Source organism: Micromonospora sp. NPDC049060, assembly GCF_040649055.1.
Taxonomy (GTDB): domain Bacteria; phylum Actinomycetota; class Actinomycetes; order Mycobacteriales; family Micromonosporaceae; genus Micromonospora; species Micromonospora reichwaldensis.
Genome location: NZ_JBEZEV010000028.1, coordinates 1 through 13,882, shown reverse-complemented (window position 1 = coordinate 13,882; position 13,882 = coordinate 1). Strand labels below are relative to the sequence as shown.

Below are 13,882 nucleotides of genomic sequence, written 5' to 3'. Positions count from 1 at the left end.
TGCTGCTCAGGAAGCGGAGGGTGTGGGATTCGAACCCACGAAGACATCGCTGCCTTACCGGTTTTCAAGACCAGCGCCATCGGCCACTAGGCGAACCCTCCCGGGCCGCGCGCCCGAGGGTGCGCGACGTGCCTAGTCTGCCACGGACCCGCTGCGGGCGAGCGGGCACCGCACCCGCGCTGGCATGATCGACGGCGTGTGGGAGAACCCGTCGGTGGTGCTGATCAGCGGAATCATGGCCGCCGGAAAGTCCACTGTGGCCGATGCGCTGGCCCGGCGGCTGCCCCGCTCGGTGCACCTGCGCGGCGACGTCTTCCGACGGATGGTGGTCAGCGGCCGGGAGGAGATGACCGCCCAGCCGTCGCCGGAGGCGTGGCGGCAGCTGCGGCTGCGCTACGGGCGCAGACGCCCCGGATCGGGCTCTGGCTGGACACTTCGGCGCTGACCCCGGCGCGGACGGTGGACGAGATCCTGGCCCGGGCGTGGACCGACGGGCAGGTGGGGTAGACACGGAACATGCGCGCGATGACTGTCCCGGAGCCCGGCGGACCCGACGCACTGGTCTGGAGCGAGGTGCCCGATCCCGAGCCCGGCCCGGGCGAGGTGGTCGTCGACGTGCGGGCCAGCGCGGTCAACCGGGCCGACCTGCTGCAACGGCAGGGGCACTACCCGCCGCCGCCGGGCGCGCCCGCGTACCCCGGGCTGGAGTGCTCCGGAGTGATCAGCGCGATCGGGCCCGACGTGGCCGGCTGGGAGGTGGGCCGGGAGGTCTGCGCGCTGCTGGCCGGCGGCGGCTACGCGGAGCGGGTCGCGGTGCCGGCCGGGCAGCTCCTGCCGGTGCCGGCCGGCGTCGACCTGGTCGACGCGGCGGCGCTGCCCGAGGTCGCCTGCACGGTCTGGTCGAACGTGGTGCAGGTGGCCCGGCTCGGCAGGGGCGAGACGCTGCTGCTGCACGGCGGCGGCAGCGGCATCGGCACCTTCGCGATCCAGCTCGCGGTGGCGCTGGGCGCCACGGTCGCGGTCACCGCCCGCGCCGCGAAGCACGAGCGGCTGCGTGAGCTGGGGGCGACGCACACGATCGACTACCGGGAGCAGGACTTCGTCGAGGAGGTCCGGCGGGTCACCGGCGGCCGGGGCGCCGACGTCATCCTCGACATCATGGGTGCCGCCTACCTGCCCCGGAACGTGGCGGCGCTGGCCACGGGCGGCCGGCTGGTGGTGATCGGCATGCAGGGTGGCCGCAAGGGCGAGCTGGATCTCGGGGCGCTGCTGGCCAAGCGGGGCACGATCGCGGCCACCGCGCTGCGGTCCCGGTCGTTGGAGGAGAAGGCGGAGATCGTGCGCGGCGTACGCGAGCAGGTGTGGCCGCTGGTCGAGTCGGGGGCGGTCCGGCCGGTCGTGGACCGGCGGGTGCCGATGACGGAGGCGGCGCGGGCGCACCGGCTGGTCGAGACCAACGACCACGTCGGCAAGGTGCTGCTCACCACCGGCTGACGCGCGGTCCGCCCCGGCGGATCAGGACGCCGGCGTCGGGTCCGCGACCTCGCGGGGGAGCACCAGGCGGGCGCCGGGGCCCTCACCGGCGAGCGAGTCGCCGGGGTTGTAGAGCGTGCAGCGTTGCAGGGACAGGCAGCCGCAGCCGATGCAGCCGTCGAGGTCGTCGCGGAGCTTCGTCATCAGCCGGATCTTCTCGTTGAGCCGCTCCCGCCAGGTCGCGGAGAGCCGCGCCCAGTCGTCCGCGCTGGGCGTGCGGGACGCGGGCAGGGAGTCCAGCGCCTCCCGGATCTCCTCGAGCGAGATGCCGACCTGCTGGGAGATCCGGACGAACGCCACCCGGCGCAGCTCGGTGCGGGCGTAGCGGCGCTGGTTGCCGCCCGTCCGCTCCGCCCGGATCAGCCCGAGTCGTTCGTAGTAGCGCAGCGCCGAGGGCGCGACGCCGCTGCGGACGGAGAGCTGGCCGATGGTCAGAGACTCGTGCATCACGTCGCCTTGAGTTGAAGTGGACTTCAACTTGCAGGCTAGCGGCATGACCACGACCACCGCCAGCGCGGGTCCGGCCCCGACCGCCGCGCCACCCCATGACCCCACCGCCGCGCCACCCCGCCGCTCGGGCGCCCCGCCGCTGCCGGGACCCGTCGCGCCGCTGTACGAGCGGGTGCGCGCGGGCCGGGAGTTCGGCGCGAACGTCCGCTCCACCGTCGACGTGCTCTGGGTGCTCTACGACCGGGTCCTCCGGGTCACCCCGGAGACCGTCGACGACCCCGGGCGGGACCGGTTCCTGCTCTCCAAGGGCCACGCCGTGGCCGGCTACTACGCCGTACTCGCCGCGAAGGGGTTCATCCCCGCCGGCTGGCTCGACGACCAGGGCGGGCCCGCCAGCCGGCTCGGCGACCACCCCGACCGGGTGCTGGTGCCCGGGGTGGAGATCGGCTCCGGCTCGCTGGGCCACGGGCTCGGGCTCGGCGTGGGCACCGCGCTCGGGCTGCGCGCCCAGGGCCTGCTGACGCCCCGGGTGCACGTGCTGCTCGGCGACGCGGAACTGGACGAGGGCTCCAACCACGAGGCGATCGCGTACGCGGGGGCGACCGGGCTGGGCAGCCTGACCGCGATCGTGGTCGACAACAGCTCCGCCACGCACGGCTGGGCGGGCGGCGCCGCGGCCCGGTTCACCGTCAACGGCTGGACCGCCACCACCGTCGACGGGCACGACCACGACGCCCTGCACACCGCCCTGACCGGGCACGACAACCACCGGCCGCACGTCGTCGTCGCGGTCGTCGATCAGGGGGAGTGACAGTGCGGGACCGCTTCATCGAGACCACCACCACGCTGCTGGCGGAGGATCCGCGTACGGCCCTGGTGCTGGCCGACATCTCCGCCGCCGCGTTCACCCCGGCCGCGTACCGGCACCCGGACCGGGTGCTGAACGTCGGCATCCGGGAACAACTGCTGGTGGGCGTGGCCGGTGGGCTCGCCCTGACCGGGCTGCGGCCGATCGCGCACAGCTACGCCCCGTTCCTCGTCGAGCGGGCGTACGAGCAGCTCAAGCTCGACCTGGACCACCAGGGCGTGGGGGCGGTGCTGGTCAGCGTCGGCGCGTCGTACGACCGGGCGGCCGCCGGCCGGACCCACCTGTCGCCGGCCGACGTCTCGCTGATCGACACCCTGCACGGCTGGACCGTGCACGTTCCCGGTCACCCCGACGAGGTGCCGGCGCTGCTGCGGGACGCGGTGGCCGCCGACGGCTCGGCGTACCTGCGACTGTCGACGCTGCACAACGCCCGTCCGTACGGCGGCGACGGCGCGCTGCAGGTGATCCGGGACGCGGGGCCGGGCGCACCGCTGCTGGTCGCGGTGGGGCCGGTGCTGGACGCGGCGGTGGCGGCGGTGGCCGACCTGGGCGTGACGGTGGCCTACACCCACCGGCCGCGGCCGTTCGACACGGCGGGCCTGCGGGCGCTGGCCGGCGACGCGGTGATCCTGGTGGAGCCCTACCTGGCCGGTACGTCGGCCCGGGTGGTGGCGGCGGCCCTGGCCGACCGGCCGCACCGGCTGCTGGCGCTCGGCGTGGGACGGGAGGAGCTGCGCCGCTACGGCTCGGCCGAGGACCACACCCGCTGGCACGGGCTGGACGCCACCGGGCTGCGCCGTTCGGTCGCCAACTTCCTGGACGCGGCGCCGGTGCCGGCCGGCCGCTGAGTCACGCCGGCCGCGGCGGCGTGAAGGCCGGCGGCGGGAGGCGGCGCGGGAGGGCGGGAGGGGTCAGCGGGTCGGGGCGCCGAGGGGGCGGCGGCGGGTGCGCTCGCGGCCCAGGATCCAGATCGCCTCGACGCCGTCCTTCCAGGTGATCTTCTTGCCCTCTTCGCGGCCCCGCGCGCGGTAGCTGATCGGGACCTCGTAGGGGCGGATGCGCTGGCGCAGCAGCTTGCCGGTGACCTCGGCCTCCATGCCGAAGCCGCGCGAGCGGATGTCGAGCGAGCGGTAGAGCGCGACCGGCATCAGCTTGAAGCAGGTCTCCAGGTCGCCGATGTAGGAGTTGAACAGGACGTTCGCCGCCATCGTGACGCCCTTGTTGCCCATCACGTACCAGAAGCTGTAGGCGCTGTGGCTGCCGAAGGTGCGGTTGCCGTAGACCACCGTGGCCCGCCCGTCGAGCACCGGGTCGAGCAGCTTCGGGATGTCCAGCGGGTCGTACTCCAGGTCGGCGTCGAGAATGACCATGTAGTCGCCCTCGGCGTTGTCGACAGCCGTCTTGATGGCGGCACCCTTGCCGGCGTTACGCTGGTGGGTGATGACCCGCAGGCGCGCGTCGTCGGCCCGACCGAGGATCTCACCGGTGCCGTCCCGGCTGCCGTCGTCGACCACGACCAGCTCGATCTCACACGGGTAGTCGACCGCCAATGCCTGCTTGAGGGCATCCGCGATGCGTTCTTCCTCGTTGTAGACCGGCATGAGGATCGAGAGCTTCACGGGAATCTCCACGGTGGCGACGATATGTCGGCCCTAGCCTAGCCTGGCGGTTGACGACGCGGTGCTCAGCACTGCGGGCATTGGGCGCGGCGACCTCAGGTTCATGGTGTTTACTGCCGCCATGTCGGCAGTCGGCTACCCGCTCGCCCTGGCGCCGGTCGCCGCGATCGGACTGCTCGCCGTCGCGCTCCGTCCGGTCGCGGTCGGGACCGTGGCGGGGCGGCGCCTCGCGCTGGTCCGGGCGGCTCTGGTGACCGGGGCGTTCGCGGTGCTCACGGTGGAACTGCTGGGCGCGCTGCGGCTGCTCACCCGGCCGGCGTTCGCCGTGGCCTGGCTGACGTTCCTCGCCGGCGCGCTCGCCGCCGTCGGCTGGCGACGCCGCCGGGACGAAGCGCGCGGCACGGCCGTGGTCGCCGCCGCGCACCGCGCGATCGAGGTCGTCGCCGCGCCCGAACCCGCGCTGGTCGGCGCGACGGCCGGGCCGGCCGTCGGCGCCCCGCCCCCTCCGCCGCCGCCGGCCGCCGCCGCACGCCGCGTCGCACCCCGCCCCGCCGGCTGGTGGACCCGGCTGGCTGACGCCTGGCGTACGGCGGGTCGGGGCGAGCGGCTGCTCGCCGGCACGGTCGGCGGGCTGCTGCTGGTCGAGTTGCTGATCGCCCTGCTGGCCGAGCCGAACAACTTCGACTCGCAGACCTACCACCTGCCGAAGGTCGAGCACTGGGTGGCGCAGGGCGGCCTGGACTTCTGGCCCACCGCCATCCACCGGCAGGTGACCATCCCGCCCGGGGCCGAGTACCTGCTGCTGCACCTGCGCCTGTTCACCGGCGGGGACGCGCTGCACCACCTGGTGCAGTGGGCGGCCGGTGTCGGCGTACTGCTGGCGGCCACCCGGATCACCGCGCAGCTCGGCGGGGGACGGCGGGCCCAACTGCTGACCGCGTTCGTGCTCGCCACCACCCCGATGGTGGCGCTCCAGGCGACCAGCACCCAGACGGACCTGGTCTGCGCCGCCTGGGTGGCCTGCGCGGCCACGGTGGCGCTGGACGGGCTGCGCCGGCGCGCCGGGGCCGGGGCGGTGCTGGGGCTGGGGGCGGCCACCGGGCTGACCGCGCTGACCAAGACCAGCGGCCTGGTCGCGGTCGGGCCGCTGCTGCTGCTCTGGGGGCTGGCCCAGCTCCGGCTGGCCCGGACCGGTGCCGCGCCGGACCGCGCCGGACGGCCCGACCGGGGCACCGACGCGTCCCGGACCGGTCGCGTCCGGTCGCGGCGGCAGGTGCGTCGGACGGTCGCCGGGTCGGCGCTGATCCTGCTGGTGGCGGTGGTGGTGGTCGGGCCGTTCCTGGCCCGGGTGACCGCCGAGTTCGGGCATCCGCTCGGGCCGCCCCGGCTGCGCGAGTCCATTCCGATGGAGCGGCACGACCCGCCGTCGCTGCTGGTCAACGCGCTGCGGATCGCGCACACCGCGTTCGACACGCCGCTCGCGCCGCTGCGCCGGGCGGGTGCCGAGGCGATCGTCGGCGCCGCCGGGATCATCGGGGTGGACCCGCAGGACCGGGCCACCACCTTCGGGCGGGAACGGTTCCCGGTGCCGTCGTGGTACCCGGACGAGGACCGGGTGGCCTTCCCGCTGGCCGGGGCGCTGGCGGCGATCGGGGCGGCGTACGCGCTGGCCCGGCCCGGTCGGGTCGCCCCGACGCAGGCGGGTCCGCTGCGCGCGTACGCGGTGGTCGTGGTGGCGGCCGTGCTGCTGCACACCGCCATGATCAAGTGGCAGCCGTGGGGGAACCGCCTGCTGCTCTACGCGCTGGCGCTGGCCGTACCGCTGGCGGGGCTCTGGCTGGACGCGCTGTTCCGACGCCGGGCCGGCGGCGCGGGTGGCCGGCGGGCGGTGGCGGCCGGGCTCGCGGTGAGCGTGCTGGCCGGCTGCGCGCTGGCCGGGGTGCTGGCGGTGTCGTACGGCTTCCCGCGCCGGCTGGTCGGGGCGGGCTCGGTCTTCACCACCTCCGAATGGGACACCCGGTTCCTGCGGCGTCCCCAGTGGGCGGAGGAGTTCCGCTGGGCCGCCGGGGCGGTACGCGCGACGGACGCCCGCCGGATCGGCCTGGTGCAGCAGAACGACAACTGGGAGTACCCCTGGTGGCTGCTGCTGCGCGACGGCGACGGGCGCCCGCCGGAGCTGGTGGCGCTCCAGTCGGTGCTGCCGGGGCGCCCGCCGGCCGACCCGGCCTCGGTGGACGCCATCGTCTGCACGGGCAGCCGACCGGCGTGCACGGCGCTGGTGCCGGCGGGCTGGCACGTGCAGTTCCGGGGCTACGTGGGCTACGCCCTTCCGCCGGGGAGCTGACCGCCGGGAAGCCCGCCGCCGCGCGATTCGACCGGATCGCCCAGTTCTGCACTCTGCGCGCAACGATTACGAGACGCATTCACATACCTCGAAGCCGACGCTACCTTCTGGTAACTCGATCGACGTCCCGCGATCGAGCCGAAAGGAGTGCGTCGATGCTTGGTTCCTCTGCCAGGCGCGAACGCGCGACCCGACGACGGGCCCTCACCGTCGTCGCCGCCGCCGCTCTCGTCCTGCCCATGCTCGCCGGAACGGCCTCCCCCGCCACCGCGGCCGACCGACCGGCCGTCCAGCCGCTCCCCGCCAACCTGGAGACGATCCGCGCCGCCGAGGCCACCGCGCTCTACGGCACGCCCGCCGTCCGCCCCATCGAGCAGCGCCGCACCGCGCTGATCACCATGGGCGACAGCCAGATCTCCGGTGAGGGAGTCGGCAACTACGTCCCCGGCACCCACCAGCCCGGCAACTGGTGCGACCGCTCGTACGACCAGGCGGTGTTCCGCACCGGGATCACCGCCAACGAGAAGTACAACATCGCCTGCTCCGGGGCGACCCCGTGGAACCTCATCCGGGGCGGGCCGACCCAGCACAACGAGCTGAACCAGGGCGACCACCTCGCCATCAAGGCGCGTAACACGCACATCAAGCTGATCTGGGTGGTGGTCGGCGCCAACGGCGAGGGCACGATCCAGTTCGGTCCGGTCGCCACCGACTGCGCCGTCAGCCGGGTCCTCCTCCAGGGCGCGTGCTACCCCACCTACACCGACCAGTGGACCGTCCGCACCGACGGCAGCCGGCGGGCGGTCCAGGACGCGCTCACCGACATCCGGCGGACCATGACCGGGGCCGGCTACCTGCAGACCGACTACGAGCTGGTGCTCATGTCGTACCCGAGCCCCTTCGGCCCCGACGTGGAGGACAACCCGAACTTCCCCGGCTGGTACGCCGGCGGTTGCTTGACCTACCTGGCCGACTCCGCGTTCGGGCGGAACAAGGCGGTGCCGCTGTTCGAGAAGTCGCTGCGCGCGGCGGCGGCCAACACCGGCACCCGCTACCTGGACGCCAGCCGGCTCTTCCACGGCCACGAGGTGTGCACCGACAGCACCTCGGTACGCGGGCTGCACATCGAGATCGGCGTCTGGGACGAGAACGCGGCACGGCAGTCGTTCCACCCGAACTACCGGGGACACGGCATGTTCGCCCAGTGCGTCACCCAGTTCTTCAACTCCGGGCAGCAGCGCGCCACCTGTGTCGACCCGGCCAGCACCGGCAACGGCGTGCTCTACGACGGGCTGTTCGAGTTCAAGCAGCTGCGCAACGCCGCCACGGGCACCTGCGTCGACGGCAAGGGCTACGACTCGCGCAACGGCACCCCCCAGCAGTCGTACGGCTGTCACGGCGGGCGCAACCAGGGCTTCTGGTACGACCCGACCCGCCAGTCGCTGCACTCGGAGCTCTCCCACGACCGCTGCCTGGACGTCTCGGGCGGGTCGCTGAGCGCCGGCACTGCGGTGAACATCCACGACTGCCACGGCGGCGCCAACCAGAAGTTCGTGCTGGCCGGCAACCAGATCAAGGCGGCCGGCAACGCCAACCTCTGCCTGGCGTTCGACAACCCGCTGCTGGGCACCCCCCGGCTGCGCCTGGCCGCCTGCTCCACCAGCAGCCGCCAGCAGTGGTCCTTCGAGTCCCGCAACTTCGCCAACCCGGTCGGCTACGGGCACGACGACTTCATCGGCTCCCGCGTCTACTGAGTCCGACCGCGTGAGCGGTGCCGCCCTCCCGGGTGGCACCGCCCGCGCCGGCCGGCGTGGGGTGGCCCGCCGTCACCGACGGGCCACATGCACACCTACTTCTGCCGGGCCGGCACGACGACCAGGCGGGCGACCCCGCCGTCACCCTCCTTGGCACCGGCCACGCCAACCGTCGTGCCGACCTTCACGTCGGCGGAGCGGATCGTCGTGCGACGCTCCACGACGCGCAGCTTGTCGCCGAAGGTCCAGGTCATGGTGAAGCCGTCGGCGGACTTCACGGTCATCGAGTCGCCGTCGACGGCGGTCACCTCGCCCCGCTGCACGGCGACGGTCCGCGTACCGCCGTCCTTCGTCCGCACCACGGCCTCGCCGTGCAGGGCGTCCCGCCGCAGCAGCACCCGGGCCTGCCGGCGCTCGCGGCGCTCCTCGGCGCGTTCCCGCCGCTTCTCCCCGGCCGCGCCCGGCGACGCCTGCGGCGAGGCGGGTGCGGCCAGCGGCTCGACGTCCAGGTCACCGGCGTCGAAGCCCAGCGCGGCCAGCGCCTGGCCCTCCGCGCCCAGCGCCGCGGCGACCTCGACGGCGGTCTCCCGGGCCGGCTGACCGGCCGGTCCGGCGGCGCCGCATCCGCCGACGCCGAGCGCGACGGCCGCGAGCAGCGTGGTGGTGGCGATTCCCCAACGTGCCATGGGTCTCCCTCTCGTCCGTGGAACCCCAGCCTCCCGCCCACCGGCGAGCGGAGGGTCAGAGCGATGTTCGGGTCCGGTAAGGATCCGGGGGCAGCCGGACGGTGAACGCGGCGCCGCCCTCCGGCGCGTGCCCGGCCGCGACGTCTCCGCCGAGCCGGCGGACCAGGCCGGCGGCGAGCGCCAGCCCCAACCCGCTGCCGACCTTGCGCACCCCCCGGTAGCGCTGGTGCAGGGCGCCGCGCTCGAAGGCGACCGCCAGGTCGTCGTCGGTGAGGCCCGGTCCGCCGTCGCGGACCTCGACGACGCCGCCCGCCAGCGGGTCCGCGCCGGCCGCCCGGACCGCGAGCACGATCGGCGCCCCCGGCGGTACGACCCGCAGCGCGTTCTCCAGCAGCCCGTCCACCACCTGCCGGATCCGGCCCGGATCGGTGTGGACCGGCACCGGCGCGTCCGGGATCTCCGCACGGAACGGCACCCCCACCGCCGCGCACCGGTCGGCCCAGGTCCGGCCCGCGTCGGCGGCCAGCCGGGCGAGGTCCACCGGCACCGGTTCGAGCGGGAAGTCGGCGGCCTCCAGCCGGGCCAACGCCAGCAGGTCGCTGACCAGCCGGTCCAGGTGCCGCGCCTCCGCGAGCACGGTACGACCGGCGCCGGCCGCGTCCGCCGGCCCGATCACCCCGTCGGCCAGTGCCTCGGCGTAGCCCCGGATCGCGGTCAACGGCGTGCGCAGCTCGTGCGAGACGGAGAGCAGGAACTCCCGTTGCCGGCCCTCGCTCGTCGCCAGCGCGGCGGCCAGCCCGTTCAGCGCGTACGCCAGGTCGGCCACCTCGTCGGGCGGCTCCACCGGCACGCGTACCGCCCGGTCCCCGGCGCGCAGCCGGGCGGCGGCGTCGGCGGCGCGCCGGATCGGTCGGGCCAGCCGGCGGGCGAGCAGCAGCCCGGCGGCCACCCCGGCGGCGAGCCCGGCCAGCAGCGGCAGCCAGAGGCTGGGCACCACCTGCCGCCACGGCGCGGCGGGCCGGGCCCGGGTCAGCACCACCCCGTTGCCGCCGGGCAGGGCCCGCCCCTCGATCAGCGTGCGCCGCCCGTCGATCACGCGGCGGGTCGACACGTTGCGCCCCTCGGCGACGCGCCGCACCACCCGTGGCGGCAGGCCGGGGCGCTCGGCCGCCCCGCCCCGGACGAGGTACGCGTCGACGCCCTGGGCGTTCAACTGCCGGACGATGCGCTCCTCGTCGGTGGTCCGCCCGGTCTCCAGCCTGGGGCGCAGCACCTCGGCCGCGAGCCGGGCCTGGGCGGCCAACGCCTCCCGGTCGTGCCGCTCCACGCCGCGTACCGCCAGGGGCACCGCGACGATCGCGGTGACCAGCACCGAGACCAGGGCGACCGCGCAGGTGACCAGCACCGCGCGGGAGGTCAGCGTCCGGCCGGGACGGTGCCGAGGCGGCGGCGCGACGGTCGGCTCAGCCATCGGCGGAGTACCCGACGCCCCGGTGGGTGCGGATCACGCCGGCCGCGCCCAGCTTCGCCCGGACCTGTGCGACGTGCACGTCGACCGTCCGGGTGCCGGCGTGCGCCGCGTACCCCCAGACCCCGGCGAGCAGCTCCTCCCTGGTGAAAACCCGCCCCGGCCGGGCCATCAGGTGCGCCAGCAGGTCGAACTCGGTGGAGGTGAGCTGGACCGGGGTGCCCGCGACCGTCACCGTCCGGCGGGTCGGGTCGAGCGCCACCGCGCCGACGACCCGGGGCAGGCCCGTGCCCTCGGGCGCCCCGGCGGTGCGCCGAAGCACCGCCCGCACCCGGGCGACCAGTTCGCGCGGGCTGAACGGCTTGGTGACGTAGTCGTCCGCCCCCAGCTCCAGCCCGACGACGCGGTCCACCTCGTCGTCGCGGGCGGTGAGGAAGATGACCGGCGTCCAGTCGCCGGCCTCGCGCAGGCGGCGGCAGACCTCGGTGCCGGTCATGGCGGGCAGCGCGATGTCGAGGACGCAGGCCACCGGGCGCAGGCGGCGGGCGGCGGCCAGCCCGGCCGCCCCGTCCCGTTCCAGGTGTACGCCGAAGCCGTCCCGGGTCAGGTAGAGCCGGACCAGGTCGGCGATGGCCGGCTCGTCCTCCACCACGAGGACGAGCCCGCGAGGCGCGGCGTCGACGGTCACCGGCCCATGATTGCCGACCCGGTGCCGCCGCGCGGGTCAGCGGATGTTCGGATTCGGTAAGAAGACGGTCAGCGCACCACGGCGGGCCGGAAGGCGACGGGCCGCGCGACCGGCGCCGCCTCGCCGATGGTGGCGACGAGCCGCTCCCGGGGCGTCCGCAGCCGGGTCCGGAAGGCGTGGTTGAGCAGCGCGTCGAGCTGCCACACCTGCTTCGGGTGGCGGGTGCGGATGAGGAACCGCTCGCGGATCCCGTCGATCGCGGTGGCGGCCAGCTCGACCGAGTGCAGGCGCGGGTCGGGGCTCCAGGTGACGTTGCTGAGCTCGCGCAGTTCCGTGTTGAGGTGCAGGCGCAGCCGGTGCAGCACGCGGGTCTGCTGGGTGACCACCAGCCGTCGGTGGGTCAGCAGGAGCAGGTACTCGCCGGCCATCGGGCGGTCCGGCCGGGCGCACCGGGTGACGAGGATGGTGGCGTCGCCGGAGCCGACGCAGCGCCGGAAGACCGGCATGTGCCGGGTGACGGTCTGCACCGCCAGCCCGGCCTCGGAGGCGGCCGGGAGGAACGTTCGGGAGAAGACGTCCATGCCCTGCCCAACGAGGCGCGACCTGGGGTGACGTGGGTCACGCGGGAATTTTGGAACTTCCACGTGCCGGAGCCGGAGGCGGACCTGCTTCGCTGTCGCAGTGCCCCGGCGACGTCTGGCTGCTCTGCACCGACGGCGTCAGCGACCAGGTCGACTATCACCTGATGCCGGAACTCCTCGCGGCACCGCGACCCGAGGAGGCTGTTCGGGACCTGCTCCACGGCACCCTGGACGCCGGCGGCGACGACAACGCCACCGCCGTGATCGTCCGGGTCTCCCCGCTGAAGGGGCCCACCCGCCGCAGACGCCGCTGGCCGGCACCCCGAGGTGGGGTGCCGGCCAACGGCGATCGGCTACTGCTGTCAGCTGTTCCAGTGCTCGGCGACCAGGTCGGCGGCCTGCTGCTCCCACTGGGCGTAGTGGTCGGGGTACGCCGACACCTGCACCGTCTGGGCGGCCTTCGTCAGCGGCATGTCCTGCCAGCCGTCGACCTGCTTCAGACCCTTGAGGAACGCGGTGGTGGAGTACTCGGGGTCGGTGATCTGCTCGACCGTGCCCCACCCGGAGGAGGGGCGCTGCTGGAACAGGCCCTGCGAGTCGTGGTCGTTGCGGTCACCGAGGTGACCCAGGTTCTCCAGCTTCGACTCCTGCAACGCGGTCGCGATCGACACCACGGCGGCGCGCTCGTCCATGCCGGCCTTCTTCGTCGCCGCGATGATCGCCTTCACGTTCGCCACCTGCTCGTCGGACAGGTCGACGTGCGACTGCGCGCCCTGCACACCGTGCGGAATCAGCTTGGCCTTGTCGACCGACGGCTTGTCAGCCTGCACAACCGCCACCGGCGTGGACTCCACCGACGGGGCCGCGTGCGCGGTCGCGGGACCGGCGAACACGCCACCGGCGAACGCGAGACCAGCAACACCGAGAACGCTCTTACGCATGATCGTGTTCATCAGAAACGCTCCATTCGGGGGTTGGCACCCAAGCCGAGGGGGATCGGCTTCACGCGGGTGCAAGCACCGTCGGCGCTCATGCGAACTCAAGGGGGATCTCCAGCGGAACTGGAGAGTATCTCCGGCGTCGAACCACCGGAGGAAAGACCAGAGGGAAGATCAGATCGGCCGTGCCGGCCGGATGCCCGACCCGTGCGGGCCGAAGATCGGGGCCGGGGCTGTCGTGGCGGGGGGGGTGCCCTCGCGTGCGGGGCGGGGGGTTGCCCTCGCGCGTGCGGGGCGGGGAGGGTGGCCCTCGCGTCGGCCTGACCATGTGTAACGACCGGCGGCCCGCCATCATTCCAGCCCCCGGGCCCGCCATCCCATCAGGGCGACATGACCTCGGCGGCGTGGCCTTACTCGGCCGTACGCAGGGTGTAACGACCCCGCCCCCGTCACGATTCCGCCCCCACGATGCCCCCGGTCACACCCACAAACCGCTCACCCGACACGTCACGCAACCCGCTGACGATCTACCGGCTCAACCCCACCGGACAGCCACCACGAAACCGGACACCGGATCGCACTCGGGTCGCACGGCTCAGCGGTTCCTAGCCTCACCCGCTCACCCGGCTCATCCAAGCTGGCCCAGCTAGCCGGATGAGGCGAGTGGACCCGGGTGAGCCGAATAAGCCTGATCCTTGAGTCACTTGAGTCACTCGCGTCACCGAGGCCGCCTCGGACACCGGTTGACCGAAGGCGCCGGTGCAGATCTTGGTAGGAAATGGCCCCTGGAGGGCCGTTTCCTACCAAGATCTCCGGCAGGAGCCGGACGGACGCGAGAGTACGCACCGACGGGGTGTGGCCCGCCGTGCCCGGCGCAGGGATCAAGCCTGACCGCCCGGAGAAGACCCGTTCCCGGGTCTCGGCGTCGATCTCGTAGACGCCGTCGCCCAGCG

General features: G+C 74.2%; 13 protein-coding genes and 1 tRNA gene. 6 read left to right on the top strand and 8 right to left on the bottom strand.

What is annotated here, in order from left to right:
* Nucleotides 1-14: 14 nt before the first annotated feature.
* Nucleotides 15-101, bottom strand: a tRNA-Ser gene (locus AB0B83_RS13565).
* An 83-nt stretch (nt 102-184) separates the two neighbouring features.
* On the opposite strand from AB0B83_RS13565, the gene AB0B83_RS13560 reads away from it, so the two are divergent.
* On the top strand, nt 185-445 hold the full coding sequence (locus tag AB0B83_RS13560; RefSeq protein ID WP_357578423.1) for an AAA family ATPase: 261 nt from the start codon (nt 185-187) through the stop codon (nt 443-445).
* Nucleotides 446-516: 71 nt separating this feature from the next.
* Nucleotides 517-1,494 (top strand): NAD(P)H-quinone oxidoreductase, encoded by a 978-nt coding sequence (locus AB0B83_RS13555; RefSeq protein WP_357578422.1) that lies wholly within the window; start codon nt 517-519, stop codon nt 1,492-1,494.
* Between the two features lie 21 nt (nt 1,495-1,515).
* Here the strand turns inward: AB0B83_RS13555 and soxR are convergent, their stop codons facing one another.
* Entirely contained in the window at nt 1,516-1,980 is a 465-nt protein-coding gene (gene soxR, locus AB0B83_RS13550) for a redox-sensitive transcriptional activator SoxR (protein ID WP_357578421.1), read from the bottom strand.
* A gap of 46 nt (nt 1,981-2,026) precedes the next feature.
* On the opposite strand from soxR, the gene AB0B83_RS13545 reads away from it, so the two are divergent.
* Complete coding sequence (locus AB0B83_RS13545; protein WP_357578420.1) at nt 2,027-2,794, top strand: transketolase; 768 nt, start codon at nt 2,027-2,029, stop codon at nt 2,792-2,794.
* A gap of 2 nt (nt 2,795-2,796) precedes the next feature.
* The gene (locus AB0B83_RS13540) at nt 2,797-3,699 is read left to right on the top strand and encodes a transketolase (protein WP_357578419.1); all 903 of its coding nucleotides are present in this window, start codon (nt 2,797-2,799) and stop codon (nt 3,697-3,699) included.
* 63 nt (nt 3,700-3,762) lie between these two features.
* On the opposite strand, the gene AB0B83_RS13535 is transcribed toward AB0B83_RS13540, so the two are convergent.
* Complete coding sequence (locus AB0B83_RS13535) at nt 3,763-4,470, bottom strand: glycosyltransferase family 2 protein (RefSeq protein ID WP_311410093.1); 708 nt, start codon at nt 4,468-4,470, stop codon at nt 3,763-3,765.
* Between the two features lie 121 nt (nt 4,471-4,591).
* On the opposite strand from AB0B83_RS13535, the gene AB0B83_RS13530 reads away from it, so the two are divergent.
* Both AB0B83_RS13530 and AB0B83_RS13525 read left to right on the top strand, forming a co-directional pair.
* The gene (locus AB0B83_RS13530; protein ID WP_357578418.1) at nt 4,592-6,814 is read left to right on the top strand and encodes a hypothetical protein; all 2,223 of its coding nucleotides are present in this window, start codon (nt 4,592-4,594) and stop codon (nt 6,812-6,814) included.
* A 155-nt stretch (nt 6,815-6,969) separates the two neighbouring features.
* Nucleotides 6,970-8,568, top strand: coding sequence for a ricin-type beta-trefoil lectin domain protein (locus AB0B83_RS13525; protein WP_357578417.1), 1,599 nt, complete (start codon nt 6,970-6,972; stop codon nt 8,566-8,568).
* 95 nt (nt 8,569-8,663) lie between these two features.
* Here AB0B83_RS13525 and AB0B83_RS13520 read toward each other — a convergent pair whose 3' ends face one another.
* The 5 genes from AB0B83_RS13520 to AB0B83_RS13500 form a co-directional block, all read right to left on the bottom strand.
* Complete coding sequence (locus AB0B83_RS13520) at nt 8,664-9,254, bottom strand: hypothetical protein (RefSeq protein ID WP_357578416.1); 591 nt, start codon at nt 9,252-9,254, stop codon at nt 8,664-8,666.
* Nucleotides 9,255-9,309: 55 nt separating this feature from the next.
* On the bottom strand, nt 9,310-10,725 hold the full coding sequence (locus tag AB0B83_RS13515) for a HAMP domain-containing sensor histidine kinase (RefSeq protein ID WP_357578415.1): 1,416 nt from the start codon (nt 10,723-10,725) through the stop codon (nt 9,310-9,312).
* The gene (locus tag AB0B83_RS13510) at nt 10,718-11,410 is read right to left on the bottom strand and encodes a response regulator transcription factor (RefSeq protein ID WP_357578414.1); all 693 of its coding nucleotides are present in this window, start codon (nt 11,408-11,410) and stop codon (nt 10,718-10,720) included. Before AB0B83_RS13510 ends, AB0B83_RS13515 begins: the two co-directional genes overlap by 8 nt.
* A gap of 68 nt (nt 11,411-11,478) precedes the next feature.
* The gene (locus AB0B83_RS13505; protein ID WP_357578413.1) at nt 11,479-11,991 is read right to left on the bottom strand and encodes a hypothetical protein; all 513 of its coding nucleotides are present in this window, start codon (nt 11,989-11,991) and stop codon (nt 11,479-11,481) included.
* A gap of 362 nt (nt 11,992-12,353) precedes the next feature.
* On the bottom strand, nt 12,354-12,944 hold the full coding sequence (locus AB0B83_RS13500; RefSeq protein WP_357578412.1) for a hypothetical protein: 591 nt from the start codon (nt 12,942-12,944) through the stop codon (nt 12,354-12,356).
* Between the last annotated feature and the right edge of the window lie 938 nt (nt 12,945-13,882).

Coding starts and splice junctions, on each gene's coding strand:
- AB0B83_RS13555 (WP_357578422.1), top strand. CDS start 517: ATGCGCGCGATGACTGTCCCGGAGCCCGGCGGACCCGACGCACTGGTC.
- AB0B83_RS13530 (WP_357578418.1), top strand. CDS start 4,592: ATGTCGGCAGTCGGCTACCCGCTCGCCCTGGCGCCGGTCGCCGCGATC.
- AB0B83_RS13560 (WP_357578423.1), top strand. CDS start 185: ATGATCGACGGCGTGTGGGAGAACCCGTCGGTGGTGCTGATCAGCGGA.
- AB0B83_RS13505 (WP_357578413.1), bottom strand. CDS start 11,991: ATGGACGTCTTCTCCCGAACGTTCCTCCCGGCCGCCTCCGAGGCCGGG.
- AB0B83_RS13525 (WP_357578417.1), top strand. CDS start 6,970: ATGCTTGGTTCCTCTGCCAGGCGCGAACGCGCGACCCGACGACGGGCC.
- soxR (WP_357578421.1), bottom strand. CDS start 1,980: ATGCACGAGTCTCTGACCATCGGCCAGCTCTCCGTCCGCAGCGGCGTC.
- AB0B83_RS13500 (WP_357578412.1), bottom strand. CDS start 12,944: ATGAACACGATCATGCGTAAGAGCGTTCTCGGTGTTGCTGGTCTCGCG.
- AB0B83_RS13545 (WP_357578420.1), top strand. CDS start 2,027: ATGACCACGACCACCGCCAGCGCGGGTCCGGCCCCGACCGCCGCGCCA.
- AB0B83_RS13515 (WP_357578415.1), bottom strand. CDS start 10,725: ATGGCTGAGCCGACCGTCGCGCCGCCGCCTCGGCACCGTCCCGGCCGG.
- AB0B83_RS13520 (WP_357578416.1), bottom strand. CDS start 9,254: ATGGCACGTTGGGGAATCGCCACCACCACGCTGCTCGCGGCCGTCGCG.